Genomic DNA, 22,343 nt, shown 5'->3' with positions numbered 1-22,343 from the left:
GCGAAATGTTGCCTGAAGTCACCCAATTCGAAGACACCGTCACGCTCGTCAGCGACACCGGCATCCAGTTCATGGATTTCGCTCTGCGCCTGGACCCTCGCAAGGAGCCCGCCGGCGAGTTCGCTCCGATGATCAGCGGGCTGGTTTGCCGGTTGATGTACAACGAAGAGAAAGACTTCTACTTCTACGAGCCCGAACCGGAAAAGATCGAAAAGGCTAAACCGGCGTTCAGCATCGACATGAAAAGCAGTCTCGATCTGCTCAACGGTGTCTGGCTGCCAATCCCGTTTTTCCGCTTCATGCCACCGCACCGCTTCGATGAAGGCCCGAGCAACTGGTCGCGCATGCGCCTGGTCAAACTGGCCAATCCAGACATCGACGGCAACACGCACCGCCTGACCATGGCATTCGACAGCCGCGTGATGCCCAAGCGTGACGGCACGGCTTACCTGGCGCCGAACGAAGAAGACATCAGCTCCGGTGTGTCTTTCAAACTGGCGACCAAGGCCAGCGAAACCCGCTGGTTCCTGACTCAGCCGTGGGTTAATGAATGGCTGCTCGAATTGTTCAACGAGGGCAACAGCCATCGTTCGCGCGAAGAACTCGACATCGACATCCGCGCCAACCATCACCTAGCGCATTACCTCAATGTGTTGAGCCTGTTGGGCAAGCCATCGACAGCGATGCAGTCGACGGCCCGGCCGAAAGTCGACATTCCGGAACTCAAAGTGGTCGCCAACGACAGCAACGGTCAATCGATCCCGGTTGACCTGGTCCTCGACGTCGGCAACTCGCGCACTTGCGGCATCCTCATCGAAAACCACGGTCAGGCCGGCTCCGGACTCAAGCACAATTACGTGCTGGAACTGCGCGACCTGATCACCCCGGAACACACCTACAACCAGCCGTTCGAAAGCCGCGTCGAGTTCGCTCAGGCGAACTTTGGCAAGGACCATTGCTCGGTCAAAAGTGGTCGGCACGATGCGTTCCAATGGGCAACGATCGCTCGCGTTGGTAACGAGGCCGGGCGTCTGGCCAGTCGTCGTCGCGGCACTGAAGGCTCGACGGGGTTGTCGAGTCCGAAACGTTATTTGTGGGACGAAAAGGCCTACGCGCCTGGCTGGCGATTCAACTGCTCGTACGTCAAAACCGACAACGAGCCATACGCCACCGCCGCACCGTTTTCGCACCTGATCAACGAAACTGGCGAAGCACTCTACAGCCTCGACGAAGATGACCGTCTGCCGGTGTTCATGCCACGTTATTCGCGCAGCTCACTGATGACTTTCATGCTCGCCGAAGTGCTGGCGCAAGCGCTGTCACAAATCAACAGCCCGGCCCAGCGCTCGCGCCAAGGGCATACACGCTCGCCGCGCCAACTCAACAGCATCACCCTGACTGTGCCGCCGGGGATGCCTCAGGCCGAACGCAGCATTCTCAACGAGCGCATGCTGCAAGCCATCGGCCTGGTGTGGAAAAGCCTCGGATGGCACGTCGGCGAAGAGGACCCGCATCAAGATGAAGCGGCCAGCCCGCGCACGCCGATCCCGAGCATCCGCGTCGAATGGGACGAAGCCTCCTGCGGGCAATTGGTGTACCTGTACACCGAGGTCAACGAGAACTTCGCCGGTCACCCAGAAGAATTTTTCGACACCATCGCCCGGCCAGACAAGACCGATCGCGAACGCATCACGCTGGCGACCATCGACATTGGCGGTGGCACCACTGACCTGGTCATTACCGATTACCGCCTCGACCGCGCCGGCAATACCGGTAGCGGCAGCAATGTGCACATCGTGCCGGAGCAGCGTTTCCGTGACGGTTTCAAAGTCGCCGGCGATGACATTCTGCTCGACGTGATTCAGGACTTCATCCTACCCAGCTTCGAAAAAGCCTTGCAGAATGCTGGCGTGAGGGCGCCGGACTCACTGATGTCACGATTGTGCGGCGACGAATCGGTCAGCGCCCAGGACGTTATCCTGCGCCAGCAATTGAACCTGCAAGTGTTCTCGCCACTCGGCTTGGCACTGCTCAAGGCGTATGAGCACTACGATCCGCAAGTCCCGCAGGAAGTCAGTCCGCAGAGTTATCGACAGTTGCTCGGCGACCATGCGATCAGTCAGACCGTGCTCGAATACGTCAATGCGGCGGTACGCCGCGACGTCGGCGGGCAGAGCAATTTCGACCTGTATGAAGCGCAGATCAGCTTCGACCTGCAAAAGCTTCATGCCGCGTTCCTCAACGATCAGATCAACATCACCAAGATTCTCGGTGCGCTGTGTGAAGTCGTCGCGCAATACCCGTGCGACGTCCTGTTGCTGACTGGCAGGCCTTCGCGCCTGCCCGGCATTCAGGCGTTTATCCGCAAGGTGTTGCCGCTGCCTCCGGGGCGCATTCTGGCGCTGCAGAACTACCGGACCGGCGGCTGGTACCCGTTCCACAAGAACGGTCGCATCGACGACCCGAAAAGTACCGCGTCGGTCGGCGCCATGCTGTGCCTGTTATGCGCCAACCACAGTGTGCCGAACTTCTATTTCCGCTCTTCGGCGCTGAAACCGTATTCAACGGTCAAGCACATCGGCGTGATCGATCTGAACAACGTGATCAAGGATGCCGACGTGCTTTACCGCGACATCCAGTCCGAAGATTACAAGATCAAGTTGCCGGAAATCGGCGAGGACGATGAAGCCGACACCCCGCAGTTGGAAATGCGTGGTGATCTGCGCCTCGGTTTCCGTCAACTCGCCGCTGATCGCTGGTCGGCATCGCCGCTCTACACCTTGCGTTTCACCAAAACCGGCCGGGAGAAATTCTCCCGTGCGGTGGGTGAAAACGGCAGTGCGCCGCTGCTCAAGGTGCGGTTTGAGGTCAAGGCCGCCGACAAATATACAAAAAAACAGGATCTGGTCAGCGACCGACTCTCGGTGCGTGACATCGAATCCAACAGCAACAACGTCAACTTCAACCCGCGCAGCGACCTCGAACTGGAACTCAACACCATGCTCGACGCCGGCCTGAGCGAGACCAAGTACTGGCTCGACAGTGGAAGTGTGAAACGCAAATGAATGACCTGACCCCCGATCAACGTCAGCTCTCTGCCCAGTGGGCTGCGGTTTATGAAGGTGCCGGTCAGGCACTGGACTGGATTGACCAGACACGCGTCAACGCGCCACGTCTGGACAGCGAAGCCGACAATCTGAACATACGCCTGCACCGCGCCCGCAACTTGGCTCACAGCCTCGGTCGTGTGGCCTGCACGCCAATGACCATAGGCTTTTTCGGTTTATCCCAGGCGGGCAAGTCCTATCTGATATCGGCCCTTGCAGCCGGCGAGAACGGCAAACTGGAAACCGATTTCGGTGGTCAGCGCCTGGACTTCATTCGGCACATCAACCCGGTCGGTGGCGGCAAGGAAGCCACTGGCCTTGTGACACGCTTCAGCCGCCGCGCAATGCCAAGCCAGGACCCGCAGTTCCCGGTGGAGTTGACCTTGTTCAAGGAAATCGAACTGGCGAAGATTTTGGCCAACTCCTGGTTCAAGGACTTCGACCTGGAGCGGATCTCCTACGAGATCGACGAAGAACGCATCCAGCGTGTGCTAAAACCGTTTGAAGGCCGCGAGAACGGGCCGTTGCAGCCAGGCGTCAGCGCTGACGATCTGGTGTCGCTGTGGGATTACCTGCGGGACAACTTCCGAAACTCGGTCAAGAAACTCGAACACCTGTACTGGCCGAAGGCGCTGCAACTGGCACCACGCCTGAATTACCAGGAACGTGCGCAGCTCTTCGCCATCCTCTGGGGTGAGCAGAGCGAACTGACGCGCGTCTACCAACAACTGGCCGGCGCGCTGCACAAGCTAGGTCTGCCCGAGACCGTATTTGCACCGATCAAAGCGTTGGTGACGCTCGAGAACGACACCTATAGCCAACGCGACAGCATCATGAACGTCGACATTCTCGAGCGCTTCGGCAGCGCGGCGGATTTGCCGATCGACGTACGTCCTTGTGTCTCCGGGCAACTGAAGAATGTTCAGAGCATTCCCGTTGCGCAACTGGCGGCCTTGACGGCCGAGATGACGTTCGGACTGGTCAACGCGCCGGCGGACGACATCGTCAATGAGGTCGACCTGCTTGATTTCCCGGGATATCGCGGTCGCAAGAAGCTGCATGAGATTGCCGATTCCAAAGACCCGGAATCAGCTACCAAGGACAATTCCGTCTCGCAACTGATACTGCGCGGCAAGGTTGCTTACCTGTTCGAACGCTACACCGACAATCAGGAAATGAATGCGCTGGTGGTCTGCACCGGCTCGACCAAACAGAGTGACGTCAACGACGTTGGCCCGGTGCTGACGCGGTGGATCGAAAAAACCCAGGGCCCCGATGCCGCCGCCCGTAGCAAACGCGAGACCGGTCTGATCTGGGCGCTGACCATGCTCGATCTGCGCATCACCAACTCCCTGAGCCTGACTGCTGATCAGTACGACGAGAGCTGGAACGGCATGGTCAAGCTGACCATGCTCGAGCGCTTCGGCAGCCTGAGCTGGATGAGCGACTGGGCCGGTACGCCGTTTCAGAACACCTTCCTGGTGCGCAAACCACGCATGGACGCGGCGTTTATCGTGCAGGACGACAGCGGCGCCGAAACGGGCCTGAACAGCAGTTATCAGACACGCATCGATACGCTGGGCACCAGTTTTGCCAACAACGCACTGGTGTGCAAACACGTCGCCCATCCGGCTAAAGCCTGGGCAGAGATGCTGCGCAATGATGACGGTGGCATCAGTCACTTCAGCGGCAGCTTCACGGGTGTGGCGAAGATCGAGTTCAAGCTGCAGCGCATCCGCGAGCAGTTGGACGAATGCCTCGAAGGCCTCACCACTCATGGCCTCAGCACTTGGTACCACGCCGACGGTGACGGTGCGGCAGCGGCCAAAAAAGCCCAGGCGCAGATGATCTTGTCGGGGCTCGGTCGTCGCCCCGCGGTGCTTGGGGAGTTGATTGATCAACTCGACATGCCCAGCGAAGAAGTTCGGGATCTGTACCTCAGTGGTGTCTACGAAACCGATGACGAAAATGCCGCCAGCGATGAGCCGGTTGCGGCGGCACCGAGCCAGAGCCTGTATGGCAACGACGCCGGTTTCGATTTCGATTTCGGTGGTGACCTGGGGCAGGACAGCCCACCCGCCAGCAATAAAACCTCTGCCTCGGCGCCGGAGCTGCAAAGCAATGAACACCGGTTTGCCAAAGCGGCCTTTAAAGCCTGGATCGCCAACCTGCGTGAGTTGACGACCCGACAAAGCCTGCTGAACCTGCTGGGCCTGGAGAAAGCGTTACTGGAGGCCGTGGTCGATGAATTGATCACCGCCGGATACCGCCAGGACTTGCCAGGGCAACTGAGCCGGGCCGTGCTCAAGCGCGCACAGAGTGGCGCCCGTCGCGATCAACTGGTCGAGCGGCAAGTGCTGGAAGTGCAGCGCGTGCTGCGCGACTTCGTTTCCTGGTTCGGCTACATCCAGAAACCGCTGAGCGAACGCCCGAACAGCCGTGCCGGCGCCAAGGCCCCGCTGTTCTCGTTTTATACCGACATCGGCCCGGGACAGGTTCCGCAACTGCCGGCCCAACCGTCAAACCAGGCACAGCTATTTTTGGGCGACTGGCTCTCCGGTCTGGCCTATATCACTCTGGACAACGCCGGCCATGGTGCCGGTCGCGAAATCACCCCTGAACAGAACGAACGGCTGGGCCAAGTGCTCACAGCCTTCGCAGCGAGATAAGCAATGCCAATTCGTGTCGACCTGCTCGCGTTAGAGCCCAATGTGCCTGGCCGGGCCTGCCTTACTGTAAAGAAATGGCAAGGTGGCGAAGAACATCTGGAGTTTTCCATTCAGCGCAACCAGGACAGTTTCTACCTCCAGGATCAACAAGCCTGGAGCAACAACCCGTTCTGGTTCAAGGTTTCGCGTTTCAACCTTGCCGCCAATGGTGAAGCCCTCGAAGCACAGGTTGGCCCGGAGGTGGTTGATCCGCTGCTGGAAGGTGGCACCAATTCGCAGTTTCGTATTGAACTGCGTGAGCAGAGCCAGGGCCATTGCGACGTTGGCGTAGTCCGCCCAGGTGTCGGGCTGCTGCCGTCATCGGCCGGTGGCGAAACCCGCTCGACTTACGGTGGCGCAGAACTGAGCACGTCAAGTACACCGGCACCGCCAATCCCCGAGTTGCCCGAACTGGTGCTGCCCGCCGCGCAGCCAGAGGCAGAGCCTGAGCCGGTCGCACCTGAGCCCGCCTACACCCCGGCACCCGCACCGGTGAAGAAAAGCAACAAAGGCTTGATCGCTCTCGCCATTGTTGTGCTGCTGCTATTAGCGGCGGCCGTCGGTTTCTGGCTGATGAAACGCACTCCGGAACCGGCTGCCGCAACCCCGGCCGTTGCGACAAACACACCGGCCACCGGCGCAGCTCAGGCGTGCACGCTCGAAAGCATGAACAGCCTGCCCGAGCTGACGTTCGTGCAGAACTGCATCAAAGCGGCGCCCGACAGCGCCAAGCTGCTGGAGATCATCAACCAGGCTAAGGCCGGCAAACACTGTGGTGTCGCCCAGCGCCTTTACGCCAACCGCGCCCAAGCCGGCGACGCGTTGATCGCCAACGCCTATGCGCATGAATACGATCCGAAATACCTCAAGGCCAGCGAGTGCTTCCCGGCAGCGGATAACGCCACCGCCGCCTACTGGTACGAAACGATCCTGACCCAGGACCCGAATAACGCCGAAGCCAAGCAGCGTTTCGAGGAGTTGCAAAAGTGATGCGCTCGTCCGTCAATCGTTTTCTGTTGAGCGGTGCCGCGCTGCTGGCGCTGTGCATCAGCCCGCTGGCCATGGCCGATGACAAACCGTTGATCCAGGCAGGAAAAAAAACCTTGTTCCAGCGGGTGCTGACCACTCCGGGCTGCAAAATCAGCCCGGCGGCGGGCGGCGCAGCAGGCGAAGAGCAACCCGTGTTCAGCCGTTTTTATGTGTACGAGCGGGCTCAGGCGAGCAACGCCGAATGGCTGAAAGTAGGCCCCGATAGCTACGGCAAAACCATTGGCTGGCTGCCCGCCAGTTGCACAACCGACTGGAAAATGCAGCTAACGCTGGCCTTCACCAACCCGGCCAATCGCGACCGACTGCTGTTTTTCAAAGAGCGCAAGACCGTCGAAGGCATCCTCGATGCGCCGGACCCGGTGAGCAAAGTCGCGCCGTTGCGGGCTGCGCTGAAGAAAGGCAAACAGGCCCCCGGCGTACTGGCCCAGGAGCCTGAATATTTCGTCGACCTGCAAAAGCAGTTTTACCTGCTACCGGTACTCAGCGGCGAAGAGGTCATGACAGAAGCAGGGTTTCGTACCCGCCTGCTCAATGTTGCGTCGGTCAGCAAGGACGACGCAAAAGAAGCCAAAGGTGCCGCTGACAACGCCGCGCCCGGCAGTAAGGAGGCCGAAGACAAGGCAACCAGCCAACTGAAGGCGTTCAGTGCGGCGGTAGTGTTTGTCATCGATTCAACGATCTCGATGGACCCGTATATCGACCGCACTCGCGAGGCGATCCGCAAGGTGTATCAGCAGATCGAGTCGCAAAACCTCGGCAAGCAGGTCAAGTTCGGACTGGTCGCGTTCCGCTCCAGCACCCAGGCGGTGCCAGGGCTGGAATACACCACCAAGATGTACGCCGATCCGACCAAGGTAAAAGACAGCGCCGACTTCCTCGCCAAGGTTGCCGACCTCAAGCAGGCCAAGGTCTCCAGCAGCAGCTTCGACGAAGATGCCTACGCCGGCGTAATGCACAGTATCGACAAGGTCGACTGGAGCCAGTTTGGCGCGCGTTATGTGGTGTTGATCACGGATGCCGGCGCCATTGAAGGCGACGACAAATTGTCGAAAACAGGTTTGAGCGCCGCACAGGTTCGGCTCGAAGCCGCCAACCCCGGCGTGGCGATCTATACCCTGCACCTGAAGACCCCGGCCGGCATCAAGGACCACGCCAAAGCCGAGGCGCAGTATCAAAACCTGTCGACTTACCCGGGTACCAACACTTCGCTGTACTACCCCGTTAACGCTGGCGACATTCAGGAGTTCGGACGCAAGGTCGATACCTTGGCCATGGCAATCACCTCGCAGGTTAAAGCCGCCTACATGGGCGAAGACGCGATCGGCAGTGCGCTGAACGCCAAGCAGGATCCAGCCGAGAAAAAGATGCTCGAAGACTCGGCATTGATCGGCCACGCCATGCAACTGGCGTATCTGGGCGAGAAAACCAACAGCAAGGCCCCGCCCGTGTTCAAGGCGTGGATCACCGACCGCGACCTGATCAAGCAGAACATCCCGACCACCGATGTACGCGTACTGCTGACCAAATCCCAGCTCAGCGACCTGAGTGAGGTGATGAAACAGATCCTCGACGCCGCCAACGAAGGCCTGATCTCGCCAACGGAAATGTTCGAGCGTCTGCGCTCCGTGGCCGCGACCATGGGTGCCGATCCCAATCAGCTCAAGCAAAACAGCAACGCCAAATTGGCGGACATGGGCGTGCTCGGTGAGTACCTCGAAGACCTGCCGTACCAGAGCGAAGTGCTGAACCTCGACGAGGAGACCTGGAAGAGCTGGGACGGCCTTGCGCAAGAGAAATTCATCCGCACGCTCAATACCAAACTACGGCACTACCAGCGTTATAACGCTGACGTCGACCGTTGGGTGGCATTAGCCAAGGACAGTGACGCCCGGGACAACGTTTACCCCGTGCCTCTGGAAATGATGCCTTAACGAGACGCCGATGCTCGATATCAAGAACCTGTTGGTGCGCCGCGGTGAAGGCGCACTGGCCCACCATGTGCGCCTGCCGCGTTTGCAGGTCGGTGCCGGGGAAATCCTCGCCATCACCGGCGAGAGCGGCAGCGGCAAAAGCACGCTGCTTGAAGCCATCGGCCTATTGCTTGCGCCGGTCGAGCTCGAACGCTTTCGCCTCGGCCTGGCGCAGTGCGCGACGCAACCCGAAGCACCTGAAGACATCGCTCGGTTGCTCGCCACAGATGATCAGCCGGGGCTGGCGGCGGTGCGTTCACGGCATCTGGGATTCATATTGCAAAGTGGTGGGTTGCTGCCGTTTCTCAGCGTGCGAGACAACATCAACCTGCCACGACGTTTGCTGGGGATGCCGGCACAAAGCGCTCACGTCGACCACGCGGTTGAGGTGCTGCGTTTGCAAGGTTTGCTCGGCAAACAACCACAAGCGTTATCAATCGGCGAGCGTCAGCGAGTGGCTTGCGTGCGAGCGATTGCCCATGAGCCGCTGTTGCTGTTGGCCGACGAGCCGACTGCCGCACTCGACCCTCATAGCGCCCGGCGTTTGTTCGAATTGTTGCTGAGTCTGGTGTCGAGTATGGGCTTGAGTGCCCTGGTGGTCTCGCATGACTGGGCTTTGCTCAAAGATTTCGGTTTGCCAAGGCTCGGCGCTGTCAGCCGTCAGGGAGAAACACTGTTTGAACCGATGGACTGACCGCGTGCGCCTGCTGGCAACGCTGGCCCTGCAAGACCTCTGGCACGACCGCAAGTTGTCGCTGTGCATTGCCGCGTCGCTGATGGCAGTAATCGCACCGCTGCTGCTGCTTTTCGGGCTCAAGCACGGTGTCGTCAGTCAGTTACAGGATGAGCTGCTGCGCGACCCACGCAACCTTGAAGTGAAGATGCTCAGCAACGGCAACTACGACAGTGCCTGGATAGAGCGCCTGCGCCAGCGACCTGAAACCGGATTTGCCCTCGGCCAGACCCGCTCGCTGAACACCCAGGCTGACTTGCTGATCGGTATGCAACGGTTTGTCGAAAGCGCGGAAATCATCGCCACCGAACCCGGCGATCCTCAGCTGAACCTGCCAAGACTCAATCCTGTGGGCGATCAAGTGATCCTCAGCGCCCGCGCTGCGCAACGCTTGCAGGCAAAGCCCGGCGACCGTGTGCAGTTGCGCGTGCTGCGACGCTTGGATGGCGTCAACGAGCGCGGTGAAATGACCCTGACCGTACTCGCCGTACTTGATGGTGCACGCTTCGGCCGCGCCGCCGGGTTTGTCGCACCGCCATTGCTGCTGGATCTCGAACGCTTTCGCGACGGCTATCAGGTCAGTGCTTTAGGCCTCGACACCGGCAAGCCGCAAGGTGCTCTGCAACCGCTGTACGCCCGCGCTCGGGTGTATGCGCGTGACATCGATCAAGTTGCACCGCTGGAACGCTGGCTCAACGAACAACACATCGAAACCTCGAGCCGACTGGCCGACATCGACAACGTCAAAGCCATCAACCATGTACTGGGTTTGATCTTCGGTGTGATTGCGCTAGCGGCACTGATTGGCTGCGTGGCATCGATGGTCGGGGCGTTTCTGGCCAACATCGACCGTAAACGCAAAAGCCTCGCGGTCATGCGTCTGCTGGGCTTCAAGCGTGCGGCGGTTGCGGGCTTCGTGATTGTGCAAGCGCTGCTGCTGAGTCTGGCCGGTTACCTCGGCGGGCTGGGGTTCTATGCCGTCGGCAGTCATTTGTTCGATTACCTGCTCGGGAGCAGCCAGGCCACCGGCACTTTCGTTTGCCACATCACTTTCTGGCACGGCTTCACCGCCCTGCTTCTGACCTTTCTGGTCGCTGCACTGGTCGCCATGATCGGTGCCGTGCGAGCCATCAGCATCCAACCTGCGGAGAGTCTGCGTGAGCTATAAACGTTTTGGCTTGCTGTTGCCCATGAGCCTGGGCTACCTGCTCGACGCCTCGGCGGCGGGCTGGGAAGAGAAGTATTACAACCCGATGCCCGAAGCCAGCGACGTTGTTCTACCGATGCCTTGCGAAGGCTCGATGGTCTTTCGCAAGGTATTCATTCCTGTCGCTGGGCCACTCGACGATTATCCGATCAATATCGGACAGGATGGCGCGGAATACGGTTATGTCGAACAGACTCGCCCGACCTTCATTGCTGGCAGTTTTACCGGTAGTAAAAGCGAAAAATCCCGTTACTACCTGATGGCCAAGTACGAGATGAGCCAGCTGCAATACACCGCTCTGACTGAAGAAACCTGCCCCACCGCCGCGACCAAAATGCGCCTGCCGCAAGTCGCCGTAAGCTGGGTGCAGGCCATCGATGCTGCCGACAAGTACAACCTGTGGCTGCGCAAGAACGCCGCCGACAAGCTGCCCAAGGAAGACGGCGCACTGGGTTTTCTGCGCCTGCCGACGGAAGTCGAATGGGAGTTCGCGGCACGCGGCGGACTGGAAGTCGGCGCGGCGGAGTTTCGCGACACGCGCTACCCGATGCCCGAGGGCATTAACGCCTACGAGTGGTTCGCCGGGGCGCAATCGTCCAACGGCAAACTGCAACTGAGTGGCCTGCAAAAACCCAATCCCTTGGGCCTGCACGACATGCTCGGCAACGTCGACGAGATGATGTTCGAGCCGTTTCGCCTGAACAAACTGGACCGCCAGCACGGCCAGGCAGGAGGTTACGTGGTGCGCGGCGGTAATTACCTGACCAGCCAGGCCGACCTGCGTACCGCTCTGCGCAAGGAAGCGCCTTACTACAACGCTGACGGCCAGGTGAAAAACAAAACCACTGGCCTGCGTCTGGTCATGGTGTCGCCGACGCTGACCTCTCGCGAACGTGTGGCCAGTATCGAAAGCAGTTGGAAGAAACTCGGTACCGGCAGCAAGGAAGCCGAATCAGCCGACAAAGGCACGGTGCAATCCCTCAGTTCGCTGGCTTCGGGCGTTGAAGACAAAGCGCTCAAGGAAAAGCTCCAGGCCCTCGAAAACCAGTTGCGCGCCAGTAATCAGCAACAGGAAGAAACCCGTGACCAAGCGATTCGCGCAAGCCTCAACCTCGGCGCGTTCCTGTGCACCAAGATGCTCGACGACGGTCAGTACGTGGATTTCCTGCAGAAAAACTACAAGCTCAACTGTGAGTCCGCCGACAAGGACGCCAGTTGCGACATGCGCAAAGGCAAGCTCGACGAGCAGAAAGATCGCCTGCACAAGCTCAGCCGTTACTACGCCAGTAGCCTCGTCGAATCAGCGACGTTGTATGGCCAGCCGCTGCTTGAGGCACAGGTTCCCGTGATGGAAGAAATCATCACCCGCAACAAACAGCTTCAAGACCTCAAACCTTACTTGCGCACGCACTGGGCGAATCAGAAGACCTTTTTGCAAAAGCAGAAGATCGACACCGACGCCTGGCTGACCAGTTGCAAGACCGTATCTCAATAACAACACGCAAAACACGTCATCAAGGAGTTTCACCATGTCGCGCAGCCTCTGGTCTCGCTTCAAGCTTCAAATCGCTTTCGTGCTCACCGGCAGCCTGCTGCTGACCGGCTGCGCCAACACCGGCAGCTCGATGCTCGGCGGCAGTGATGGCGCAGACCCACGCCTGACCCAAGGCAGTGACGCGCAGTTCTTCAGCAAGTCCGGTTACCAGGCCTGCGCCGTCGGTGCCGGCGTCGGCATCCTCAGTTGCGCGTTGTCCAACAGCAGCAACAAAGCGGTCTGCGCCATCGCCGCCGGTATTACCGCTTGCGGCGTGGCCATGGGCGCAAACTATTATCTGGACCAGCGTCGCAGCGAATACTCCGACACCACGACCCGTCTGGCGAAGATGAACAGCGATGTCGAGCAAGACACGCAAAACGTCATCGCGCGTACCGCGACCGCTCAACAAGTGATTAACGACGACAAAGCGCGCATCGCTCAGATCAAAAAGGACATCGCCAACAAGAAGGTCGACAAAACCAAGGCTCAGGCGCAAGTCGCCGAGATCGACCAGAACATCGCGCGCCTGCGCAAAGACCTCGGCAACATGCGCACCAAAGTCACTGAGTACACCAAAGTGGCCGACGCCGAACGTGCACAAGGTACCAGCGCCGAAATGAAGCAGGTGGATGTGAACATCCTGAAAATGAACGAGAAAGTCGCCGCCCTGCAGAAGGAAGTCGACGGTCTCTACAGTCAGCGCTCTGCGATCACTCTGGGTTAAGCACATGACGCTAAAACCACTGGCAGTTCTCACTGCCGTCCTGGCACTGAGCGGTTGCGCGACCCAACCTGGCGAATGCGATTCGACCAATCGCGACAGCAGCATGCTGACCAAAATGAACTGCGACTACTCCGGTGGTTACAGTGATCAGGTCAAGCAGAAGGAGTTGGCCTTGGCCGAGTCCCGCCAGCAAAACGCGATGTTTCGTCAGGTCTACGAAAACATTCAGGCGCAGCAACTGAGCACGCGGACGGATCTGGCCAGCCAGCAGAAGTCCCAGGCTGAGTTGAACCAGTCGCTGGGCAAGTTGCTGACGTCGCTCAAGGGCCGGCGCGGCAATGAAGGCCAGGTGCAGAAGCAGATCGCTGATCTAGAACAGCAGCTCAAGGCCTCGCAGGTGGCGCCGACAGCCAAAGCTTCACCAGCGACGCTGGCCGCCAAGCAGGAACAGCTCAAAGTGCTTCAGAAGAAAGTTAATCAGTTGCAGTTCAGTCTCGGTTACGAAGAGTAACTGTTCACCCCGCAGGCCTCCCGTTCGAGGCCTGCAGCCTTTTCAGGAATCGTCGTCATGCAGCGGGTCATCAGGGATGCGCACGCCACACCGGAGGGGATGAGTGCGCTACAGGCGAAAGTTGCCCTCATTCAGAAACATTTTCCGCCCACCGCCGCCAGCCTTTTCGCCATACCGCGGATGGGCAGTGGCGATGTGCTGGAATGGTGGACCGAACTGGGTGGTCAGCCCACGCCATATGCCGAGCTTAGCGAGGACGCGCAACGACGCTTGCTGCAAACCTATGAAGTGCGCCAGACGTCCCTTGGACAGTTGGCGGACGAGTTGCAAAAACGCGGTCAGCCCACTGTAGCCGATGACTTGCGCAGCCTGTTGGGCAGCCCGGAGCTGGACAAGCTCTACAGTCTCAATGGTGAGCCACTGGTGGTGCGCTGGAACCAGCGACCACCGAAACCGGTTGTGCCGCCGGTGGTGCCGCTGGCACCGGTCGTAGCGCCCTCGCGTCGTGGCTGGTGGATCGCTGCGGCCCTGCTCGCGCTGCTGTTGTTGCTGTTGGCGCTGTTGCTCTGGTGGTTTCTACACCGCGAACCTGCGGTCATCGCGATTCCCCCGGCGGCCGTTGTGGCGCCGGTGGAGCAAGCGGTCGAACCGGTGCCTGAGCCTGTCCTGGAACCGGAACCCGTTCCTGAGCCGGAACCGATACCAGAACCCAAGCCTGTCCCGCCGCCAAAACCGGTTGTGGTTGCACCTGCGCCGACGCTGGACAACTTCGCCTGCCGTAAAAAAGCACCGAATGCCGTTGTCCCGCAGTTTGTCGTGGTGCTCGATACCTCGGGGTCGATGGAACTGAACATCAATTCGGTGAAAGCCGATGAGGACTGGTTTTTCGGCAACAACATGAACAAGTACCTCGACCCAAACCGAACGTTGCAGATTTTCGCCAAACCCAGCCGCATGAATGTCGCCCAGGATTCGCTGGCCGGGATGATCAATGCGCTGGACCCGAAGATCGACACACGCCTGATCACCTTCAATGGATGCGAAAGCACGCCTGACCAAGGGGTGTTCAAGTTTGCCGATCGTGCGCGCCTGATCAACGGTATTCGTGGTCTGGTGCCGAACCAGGGCACGCCGTTGGCGGACAGTCTGGCCAAAGCCGCCAGCAAGGTTGACGGGCGTAACAACGACGCGGTGATCGTGATGTTCGTCGACGGCGAAGACGGCTGTGAGAAGGATGTCTGTGCGGTGTCGCGTCGAATCGCCAAGGAGCAACCGCGCTTGCGCGTCAACGTGGTGAACATTGGTGCCGGCGGGCCTTCACAGTGCATTGCGAAAAACACCGGTGGCCGGGTTTACGCCAGTACCAACGCGGTGGAACTGGCCAGACAGTTGAAATTGGCGAGCAAGGAAGTCGCCAGCAACGCCAAGTGTGACTGACGTTCTTTGAGATTCAGATAGCCCAATCGCGGGCAGGCTCACGCCCACAGATCTTCTGACGACCTGTAGGCGTGAGCCTGCCAGCGATGGCTACTTCAGCCACACCTCAACGAAAACGATCAACCTCGGAACGCAAGTCCGCCGCCAATTTCTCAAGCTCTTTAGCCGTCACCGCAAGGTTGGAAACAACCTCACGCTGTTCACTGTTGGCCAACGCGATGCTCTGCAAGTTGCTGCTCAGCAAGGTCGCCGTGCTGCTCTGCTCCTGGGTTGCGGTGGTAATCGCGGCAAACTGTTGCCCGGCCGAACGACTCTGCTCATCGATCCGCGCCAGTGCCGAAGCAACGTTGGCATTACGCGACAAGCCTTCCTGCATCAGCACGTTGCCCTGCTCCATGGTGCTGATTGCGTTGCCGGTTTCCTGCTGGATGCTGTGAATCATGCTGGAAATTTCATCCGTCGCCTGACGGGTGCGCGAGGCCAGGCTGCGCACTTCATCAGCCACCACGGCAAAGCCGCGACCTTGTTCACCGGCACGGGCCGCTTCAATCGCAGCGTTGAGCGCCAGCAGGTTGGTCTGTTCGGCAATCGAGGTAATCACGCCGACAATGCCACCGATTTCCTGGGAGCGCTGGCCGAGGGTGTTGATCACTGTGGCAGTGCTGTTCAGGGCGCCCGCGATTTGCTCAAGGGACGACGAAGCCTCTTCCATCGAGCTGCGACCAATCTGCGTTTGCTGGGCATTTTCCTGAGCCAGACGCTGAGTGGCACCCATGTTGTCGGCGATGTCCAGCGAGGTTGCGCTGAACTCTTCAACCGCACCGGCCATGCTGGTGATTTCGCCGGACTGCTGTTCCATACCGTCGTACGCGCCGCCGGACAGGCCGGAAAGTGCCTGCGCACGGCTGTTGACCTCTTCCGAGGCACGGCGGATGTGCTCGACCATGGTCGACAGCGCCTGGCTCATCTGGTTGAACGCGCGGGACAGCTGACCGATTTCATCATTGCTGGACACATTCAAACGCACGCTCAGATCACCGGCGCCCAAGGCTTCAGCCTGACGCACCAGGTCACTCAATGGCGCGAGTTTGCTGCGCAGCAACCAGACCACGGAACCGACCGCCAACAACATCGCCAGCAGGCTGCCGATTGCCAGTTGGGTGCCGACGCTCCAGGTCACCGCGCGAATCTCGGCTTTCGGCATGCTTGCCACCACCGACCACGGCCCGCCGTCGAACGGCACCGATACGCTGTAGAAGTCTTCAGCCTTGTCGCTCCAGAACTGGCCCTTGCCCGGCGTCTTGGCCAAACCGCTGATCACTGCAATCGCTTGATCCAGCGCCTGCACGCCGGCTGGCGGAACCAGCCATTTGTTTTGCTCATCCAGCAATGCCAGCGAGCCCGTCTGGCCGATGCGGAAGCGCTTGAGGTTTTCAAATTGGGCGTTCTGCGCGTCGGTGTAGTCGAAACCAACGAACAGCACCGCAATCACCTTGCCGCTGCCGTCGCGCACCGGGGTGTATTGGGTCATATAGGAGCGATCGAACAGCACGGCACGACCCACGTAGCCCTGCCCTGCCATCAACTTCGCATAGGCCGGGTGAGTGTGATCAAGCAAAGTACCGATGGCGCGCGTGCCGTCCTGTTTGGTCAACGAGGTGCTGACCCGCACGAAATCTTCGCCGCTGCGTACAAACAGCGTGGCGACGCCGGCGGTCATCTGCTGGAACTCGTCAACTTCCTTGAAGTTGTTGTTCATCACTTCGCTGCCCAGGTGCAGGCCCGGCGTCTGGGTGCCGGCAACCGTCACCGGCTCACTCGGGTGAATGCTCAAACCTGTGCTGAATCGCTTTTCGAACAACCCGCTCAGGCGCTGCGTGCTTTCACGCAAGGTGCCGTGGAAAGTGCTCAGTTGGTCCGCCAGCAGGCGGGCCTCACTTGCCAGATGCTCTTCACGAGTGGCGAGGTTGGCGGTATCCAGCGAACGCAGGGCGAAAACCGTACTGCCGCTGATGACAATCGCCAATATCACAGCGAGCGCGAGGCCCAGTTGTGAGGCGATCCGGGCGCGAGGTTGAGACATGGATAGCTCCTGGCCGAGCCACCGGATCCTCCTTGATCGCAGCACTTGCTCGGAAAATTCTAAGAATGGGGTGAATCGCGGACACCGGCACGACGGTTCCACAAGCACGTATTCGGCGCAAAAGCCCAATACTTGAGCAATAAGCAGGGTTATGGCACAAGGCCGGCATTGTGAGGGCTCGAACGTTTCAGCTCAAGCGTACGACGGTCGGCAATTCCATGGCGCGGACTTCACCTTGCAAAAAATCACTCAGACGGCGCAAACGTTCACCTCCCGGACGGGTTTTGGGCCAGACCAGGTAATAGTTGAGTCCACTGGCAACCGCGGTCGGCCACGGCAAACTCAAGCGACCTTGCGCGACATCTTCGGCGACCATCAGCAGATCCCCCATCGACACGCCATAACCCCGAGCTGCCGCGATCATGCCAAGCTCCAGCGTATCGAACACCTGCCCGCCCTTGAGCGACACCTGATCGGACAGCCCCATGCACTCCAGCCAACTGCGCCAATCGCGTCGATCCGGGGTCGGGTGCAATAACTCGGTAGACGCCAGTCGCGCGACGTCCCACGGCTGGTCGTTGAGAAGATTGGGGGCACCCACCGGGATCAGTTCTTCGGGAAACAGCAGGCTGGCCTCCCAGTCCGGCGGGAAATGGCCGTCGCTCAGCAGAACGGCACAGTCAAAGGGCTCATCGTTGAAATCCACCGAATCCACATCCATCCAGGCACTGGTCAATTGCACCTCATTGCCCGGTTGCAAATGGCGGAAGCGACTGAGCCGTGCCAGCAGCCAGCGCATGGTCAGCGTTGACGGGGCTTTCATGCGCAGGATGTCGTCCTCGGCGCGCAAGGTGTTGCAGGCCCGCTCAAGGGCGGTAAAACCTTCACGGATGCCCGGCAACAGCATGCGCGCCGACTCGGTGAGTTGCAGGTTGCGCCCGCTGCGGTGAAACAAGCGGCAGGCAAAATGATCCTCAAGCGTGCGAATGTGCCGACTCACTGCACTTTGGGTGATCGACAGCTCTTCAGCGGCGCGCGTAAACGAGCTGTGCCGCGCCGCCGCTTCAAATGCGCGCAGGGCATACAAAGGAGGAAGGCGACGAGACATTCAGAAAGCTCCTATAGCGGGACGAGAGCAACTTAGCAGAATCCGCTCAGGATGAGTTTTAATCATGCCACCCATCCTTTTTATCCCTTTGTGCTATCGCGAGCATGCGCCGAGAATCGACGGTCTCCAGTTCCCTCTGTCAATCGAGTGGTGATGACCATGCAGCATCCTGTGCGTACCGAACTCTGGGCCATCCTGCGGCTGGCAGGGCCGCTGATTGCTTCACAGTTGGCGCACATGCTGATGGTACTGACCGACACGTTGATGATGGCGCGCTTGAGTCCCGAGGCTCTGGCTGGCGGCGGTCTCGGCGCGGCGACTTACTCGTTCGTGTCGATTTTCTGCATCGGCGTGATCGCTGCAGTCGGTACGCTGGTGGCGATCCGCAAGGGCGCGGGCGACATCATCGGTGTCGCACGCCTGACCCAGGCCGGGTTGTGGCTGGCGTGGCTGATGGCATTGGGCGCCGGGCTGCTGCTCTGGAACCTCAAACCGGTGCTGCTGCTGTTCGGCCAGACCGAAACCAACGTCAACGCTGCGGGCCAGTTCCTGATTGCGCTGCCATTCGCCCTGCCCGGCTATTTGAGTTTCATGGCCCTGCGCGGCTTCACCAGCGCGATTGGCCGGGCGACCCCGGTCATGGTCATCAGTCTGGCCGGCACTGTGGCCAACTTCCTGCTCAATTACGCACTGATCACTGGCATGTTCGGCCTGCCGAAACTCGGGCTGATGGGCATCGGTCTGGTCACGGCGATTGTTGCCAACTGCATGGCGCTGGCACTGGCCTGGCACATCCGTCGGCACCCGGCCTATGACGCTTATCCGTTGCGCGCCGGCCTGTCGCGGCCTAACCGCCAATACCTCAAAGAGCTGTGGCGCCTCGGCCTGCCGATTGGCGGCACCTATGCGGTGGAAGTCGGGTTGTTCGCCTTCGCGGCGCTGTGCATGGGCACCATGGGCAGTACGCAGTTGGGCGCGCATCAGATCGCTCTGCAGATCGTTTCGGTGGCGTTCATGGTGCCGGCGGGATTGTCGTACGCGATCACCATGCGCATCGGTCAGCATTACGGCGCCGGGCAACTGAACGATGCGCGGATGTCCGGGCGGGTCGGGATCGTGTTCGGCGCGGTGGCCATGCTCGGGTTTGCGATGGTCTTCTGGCTGCTGCCAAATCAGTTGGTCGGCCTGTTCCTCGATCACAGTGATCCGGCGTTCGCCGAAGTGATCAGGCTGGCGGTGAGCCTGCTGGCAGTAGCGGCGTGGTTCGAGTTGTTCGATGGCACACAGACGATTGCGATGGGCTGCATTCGCGGCTTGAAGGACGCGAAGACTACATTTCTGGTCGGACTCGGTTGCTATTGGTTGATCGGTGCGCCGGCCGCGTGGTGGATGGCGTTTCACCTGAACTGGGGACCGACGGGGGTCTGGTGGGGGCTGGCGCTGGGGCTGGCGTGTGCGGCAGTGAGTTTGACGCTGGCGTTTGAATGGAAAATGAAGCGGATGATTCGGCGTGAGCCGCAATCGCAAGGCTTCAATATCCCCCAGCCTGAATGAGTTTCACCCCGTGGGAGTTATGTGGTCAGCTCACGATTTCGAGGGCTGGCTGCTGACTCGATCCAAACGTCAGGTACTCCACCAACTCCGCCAACGGCAACGGCCGGCTGATCAGATAACCCTGCACCTGATCGCAAGCAAAGCCGCGCAACAACTCCAGCTGTTCAGGGGTTTCCACCCCTTCGGCCACCACTTCCAGATGCAAGTTGTGCGCGAGGTTGATCATCGCGTGCACCAGTTTGCGGTTCTCTTCGCGCTGTTCCATGCCACCGACGAAGCTCTTGTCGATCTTCAGCAAGGTGATCGGCAGGCTGTTGAGGTGCACAAACGACGAAAAACCGGTGCCGAAATCATCCAGCGAGAAGCGCACGCCGAGGCGACCGAGGGCGTCCATGGTCTGCTTGACCAGATCGCTGCGGCGCATGACGGCCGTTTCGGTGAGTTCGAATTCCAGCCACTGCGCCTCGACGCCACGCTCGGCGATCAAACGGCTGAGGGTCGGCAGCAACTGACTGTCCTGAAACTGCCGGAAAGAGAGGTTGATCGCCATGTGCAGCGCTGGCAGTCCGCGCTCGCGCAGCGCCTGCATGTCCCGCAGCGCCCGGGAAATCACCCAGTAACCGAGCGGCACGATCAGACCGCTCTGCTCAGCCAGCGGCACGAATTCGCTGGGCGGCAACAAACCGCGCTCGCCATGACGCCAGCGCACCAGGGCTTCGAGGCCGACGATCTGCCCGTCTGCAAGATTCAAACGTGGCTGGTAATGCAGCTCCAGTTCATCGCGGCGCAAAGCCCGGCGCAACTCGCTTTCCAGGTCAGCCATGCTTCGCGCGTTGCGGTTGATGCGCTCGTTGAAGATATGAAAGGTGCAGCCCTGCGTACTCTTGGCTTGCTGCATGGCGATGTGCGCGTGCCACATCAGCGGATCGGCGCCGCCCTGGGCGCGGGCATGCGCAATACCAAGGCTGGAGCCGATCAGCAGGCTTTCGCCATCGACCCAATAAGGTTCGGCCAAGGCTTCGGTGATGCGTTCGGCCATCCACTCGGCGCGTTGCGGGGCCCGGCGGGTGTCGATCAATAAGGCAAATTCGTCGCTGCCCAACCGCGCCAACTGATCGCCGGCCTCCAGCTGACTTTTCAGCCGCGACACCACTTGCAGGATCAAGCGGTCGCCGGCCTGATGGCCGAGGGCGTCGTTGGCGTGGCGGAAGTTGTCGAGATCGAGGTGCCCGAGCGCCAGACCACGGCCGTCGTTTTCCGCGAGGCGCGCCGCGAGCAAGGTCTGAAAACCCTGACGATTGGCGATACCGGTCAGCGGATCCTGTTCGGCGAGGCGTTGCAGGGTGTTTTCCAGCACGCCGCGTTCGCGCACATGGCGCAGGCAACGACGCAGCATGCCGGCGTCAAGGGCGTCGAACACCAGCCAGTCGCTGACGCCAACGGGCGCCGTGGCGGGCTCTTGGTCCAGCAGCAATACCGTCGGCAGGCCGCAACGACCAGGGAGCGGTTGCAACGCGGGAACGGTCAACAGCACCGCGTGGCGGTTGTCTTCGAACAAACGGCTGACCGACTCCCAGCTCGGCGCGCTGATCAGCACCGCCGCGCTCCCCATCGGAGCCAGACACTCACGCAATAACGCTGTCCACGCTGGCTCTTCGGCCAGTAGCAGCAAACGCAAGGGTTCGACAGGCGTAGACAAGCTAGCTCCCTAGACTCTGCAATGATGTGGGCGGGGCATTATGCCGTTGCGCCGTTCAATGACCAAATGACAACGGTTATCAGAACGTTATTTTTTGTCACGAATGAGAACATTAGCCGCAAAATCTCCGCGCATCCTGCGTGAAAGTAACAAAACCGGCAAATTTGAATCGCGTGGTGCGTCACAAGTCGGACAGAGCAGCACAATTCTCTGAGCCTGTTAAAATGCCGGCCCATTTCGTCAACGACTCCCGAATTTTCGTATGTCCCGACTCAATCCCCGGCAGCAAGAAGCCGTGAACTACGTCGGCGGCCCTCTATTGGTGCTCGCCGGTGCTGGCTCCGGCAAGACCAGCGTGATCACGCGCAAAATCGCGCACCTGATCCAGAACTGCGGCATCCGCGCCCAGTACATCGTCGCCATGACCTTTACCAACAAGGCCGCACGCGAGATGAAAGAGCGGGTCGGCACCCTGCTGCGGGCCGGCGAGGGGCGTGGCCTGACGGTCTGCACCTTCCACAACCTGGGCCTGAACATCATCCGCAAGGAACACGCGCGGCTGGGCTACAAACCCGGTTTCTCGATTTTCGACGAGACCGACGTGAAGTCCTTGATGACCGATATCATGCAAAAGGAATACGCGGGCGAGGACGGCGTCGACGAGATCAAGAACATGATCGGCGCCTGGAAAAACGACCTGATCCTGCCGCCCCAGGCGCTGGAGAATGCACGTAATCCCAAGGAGCAGACCGCCGCCATCGTCTACACCCACTATCAGCGCACGCTCAAGGCGTTCAACGCGGTGGACTTCGACGACCTGATTCTGCTGCCGGTGAAGCTCTTCGAAGAGCACGCCGACATTCTCGAAAAGTGGCAGAACAAGGTGCGTTACCTGCTGGTCGACGAATACCAGGA

At 60.0% G+C, this 22,343-nt stretch carries 15 protein-coding genes; 12 read left to right on the top strand and 3 right to left on the bottom strand.

The window, feature by feature from the left end:
• The first annotated feature begins 5 nt into the window (after window positions 1–5).
• From ACIOU6_RS09290 to ACIOU6_RS09245, 10 genes are read left to right on the top strand one after another with little or no spacing between them, the layout of a single operon-like run.
• Window positions 6–3,065, top strand: coding sequence for a virulence factor SrfB (locus ACIOU6_RS09290; protein WP_401135610.1), 3,060 nt, complete (start codon window positions 6–8; stop codon window positions 3,063–3,065).
• Window positions 3,062–5,776 (top strand): putative virulence factor, encoded by a 2,715-nt coding sequence (locus tag ACIOU6_RS09285; protein WP_401135608.1) that lies wholly within the window; start codon window positions 3,062–3,064, stop codon window positions 5,774–5,776. Before ACIOU6_RS09290 ends, ACIOU6_RS09285 begins: the two co-directional genes overlap by 4 nt.
• 3 nt (window positions 5,777–5,779) lie before the next feature.
• Window positions 5,780–6,805: a hypothetical protein gene (locus ACIOU6_RS09280; RefSeq protein ID WP_401135606.1), complete on the top strand. Its 1,026-nt coding sequence runs from the start codon at window positions 5,780–5,782 to the stop codon at window positions 6,803–6,805.
• Complete coding sequence (locus ACIOU6_RS09275; protein WP_401135603.1) at window positions 6,805–8,796, top strand: vWA domain-containing protein; 1,992 nt, start codon at window positions 6,805–6,807, stop codon at window positions 8,794–8,796. The genes ACIOU6_RS09280 and ACIOU6_RS09275 overlap by 1 nt, the downstream gene beginning before the upstream one ends.
• A gap of 10 nt (window positions 8,797–8,806) precedes the next feature.
• A complete protein-coding gene (locus ACIOU6_RS09270; protein ID WP_221730858.1) occupies window positions 8,807–9,529 on the top strand; it encodes an ABC transporter ATP-binding protein in 723 nt (240 codons plus the stop codon).
• On the top strand, window positions 9,513–10,736 hold the full coding sequence (locus ACIOU6_RS09265; RefSeq protein ID WP_221730859.1) for an ABC transporter permease: 1,224 nt from the start codon (window positions 9,513–9,515) through the stop codon (window positions 10,734–10,736). The genes ACIOU6_RS09270 and ACIOU6_RS09265 overlap by 17 nt, the downstream gene beginning before the upstream one ends.
• Entirely contained in the window at window positions 10,726–12,270 is a 1,545-nt protein-coding gene (locus ACIOU6_RS09260) for an SUMF1/EgtB/PvdO family nonheme iron enzyme (RefSeq protein WP_401135599.1), read from the top strand. The genes ACIOU6_RS09265 and ACIOU6_RS09260 overlap by 11 nt, the downstream gene beginning before the upstream one ends.
• Window positions 12,271–12,304: 34 nt before the next feature.
• Window positions 12,305–13,036: a hypothetical protein gene (locus tag ACIOU6_RS09255; RefSeq protein WP_221730861.1), complete on the top strand. Its 732-nt coding sequence runs from the start codon at window positions 12,305–12,307 to the stop codon at window positions 13,034–13,036.
• A gap of 4 nt (window positions 13,037–13,040) precedes the next feature.
• Complete coding sequence (locus ACIOU6_RS09250) at window positions 13,041–13,547, top strand: hypothetical protein (RefSeq protein ID WP_221730862.1); 507 nt, start codon at window positions 13,041–13,043, stop codon at window positions 13,545–13,547.
• A 57-nt stretch (window positions 13,548–13,604) separates the two neighbouring features.
• Complete coding sequence (locus ACIOU6_RS09245; protein ID WP_221730863.1) at window positions 13,605–14,984, top strand: VWA domain-containing protein; 1,380 nt, start codon at window positions 13,605–13,607, stop codon at window positions 14,982–14,984.
• A 106-nt stretch (window positions 14,985–15,090) separates the two neighbouring features.
• Here the strand turns inward: ACIOU6_RS09245 and ACIOU6_RS09240 are convergent, their stop codons facing one another.
• Together ACIOU6_RS09240 and ACIOU6_RS09235 are read right to left on the bottom strand one after the other, a co-directional pair.
• A complete protein-coding gene (locus ACIOU6_RS09240) occupies window positions 15,091–17,067 on the bottom strand; it encodes a methyl-accepting chemotaxis protein (RefSeq protein ID WP_401135596.1) in 1,977 nt (658 codons plus the stop codon).
• Between the two features lie 187 nt (window positions 17,068–17,254).
• Window positions 17,255–18,175: a LysR substrate-binding domain-containing protein gene (locus ACIOU6_RS09235; protein WP_401135594.1), complete on the bottom strand. Its 921-nt coding sequence runs from the start codon at window positions 18,173–18,175 to the stop codon at window positions 17,255–17,257.
• Window positions 18,176–18,334: 159 nt separating this feature from the next.
• On the opposite strand from ACIOU6_RS09235, the gene ACIOU6_RS09230 reads away from it, so the two are divergent.
• The gene (locus ACIOU6_RS09230) at window positions 18,335–19,729 is read left to right on the top strand and encodes a NorM family multidrug efflux MATE transporter (protein ID WP_221730866.1); all 1,395 of its coding nucleotides are present in this window, start codon (window positions 18,335–18,337) and stop codon (window positions 19,727–19,729) included.
• Window positions 19,730–19,754: 25 nt separating this feature from the next.
• Here the strand turns inward: ACIOU6_RS09230 and ACIOU6_RS09225 are convergent, their stop codons facing one another.
• Window positions 19,755–21,428: a putative bifunctional diguanylate cyclase/phosphodiesterase gene (locus ACIOU6_RS09225; protein WP_401135592.1), complete on the bottom strand. Its 1,674-nt coding sequence runs from the start codon at window positions 21,426–21,428 to the stop codon at window positions 19,755–19,757.
• A 262-nt stretch (window positions 21,429–21,690) separates the two neighbouring features.
• On the opposite strand from ACIOU6_RS09225, the gene ACIOU6_RS09220 reads away from it, so the two are divergent.
• A partial coding sequence (locus ACIOU6_RS09220) for a UvrD-helicase domain-containing protein (protein ID WP_401135590.1) occupies window positions 21,691–22,343 on the top strand: 653 nt, incomplete at its 3' end.

The sequence above is a fragment of the Pseudomonas sp. NPDC087615 genome, assembly GCF_044743445.1.
GTDB classification, from domain to species: Bacteria; Pseudomonadota; Gammaproteobacteria; order Pseudomonadales; family Pseudomonadaceae; genus Aquipseudomonas; species Aquipseudomonas baetica_A.
Note: the sequence above shows the minus strand (reverse complement) of the source record. Positions and strands in the feature narration are given on the sequence as shown.

Bases quoted from the DNA above. Each gene is read 5' to 3' on its own strand.
- ACIOU6_RS09280 (WP_401135606.1), top strand. From the start codon at position 5,780: ATGCCAATTCGTGTCGACCTGCTCGCGTTAGAGCCCAATGTGCCTGGC.
- ACIOU6_RS09240 (WP_401135596.1), bottom strand. From the start codon at position 17,067: ATGTCTCAACCTCGCGCCCGGATCGCCTCACAACTGGGCCTCGCGCTC.
- ACIOU6_RS09290 (WP_401135610.1), top strand. From the start codon at position 6: ATGTTGCCTGAAGTCACCCAATTCGAAGACACCGTCACGCTCGTCAGC.
- ACIOU6_RS09230 (WP_221730866.1), top strand. From the start codon at position 18,335: ATGCAGCATCCTGTGCGTACCGAACTCTGGGCCATCCTGCGGCTGGCA.
- ACIOU6_RS09255 (WP_221730861.1), top strand. From the start codon at position 12,305: ATGTCGCGCAGCCTCTGGTCTCGCTTCAAGCTTCAAATCGCTTTCGTG.
- ACIOU6_RS09250 (WP_221730862.1), top strand. From the start codon at position 13,041: ATGACGCTAAAACCACTGGCAGTTCTCACTGCCGTCCTGGCACTGAGC.
- ACIOU6_RS09270 (WP_221730858.1), top strand. From the start codon at position 8,807: ATGCTCGATATCAAGAACCTGTTGGTGCGCCGCGGTGAAGGCGCACTG.
- ACIOU6_RS09245 (WP_221730863.1), top strand. From the start codon at position 13,605: ATGCAGCGGGTCATCAGGGATGCGCACGCCACACCGGAGGGGATGAGT.
- ACIOU6_RS09285 (WP_401135608.1), top strand. From the start codon at position 3,062: ATGAATGACCTGACCCCCGATCAACGTCAGCTCTCTGCCCAGTGGGCT.
- ACIOU6_RS09235 (WP_401135594.1), bottom strand. From the start codon at position 18,175: ATGTCTCGTCGCCTTCCTCCTTTGTATGCCCTGCGCGCATTTGAAGCG.
- ACIOU6_RS09275 (WP_401135603.1), top strand. From the start codon at position 6,805: ATGCGCTCGTCCGTCAATCGTTTTCTGTTGAGCGGTGCCGCGCTGCTG.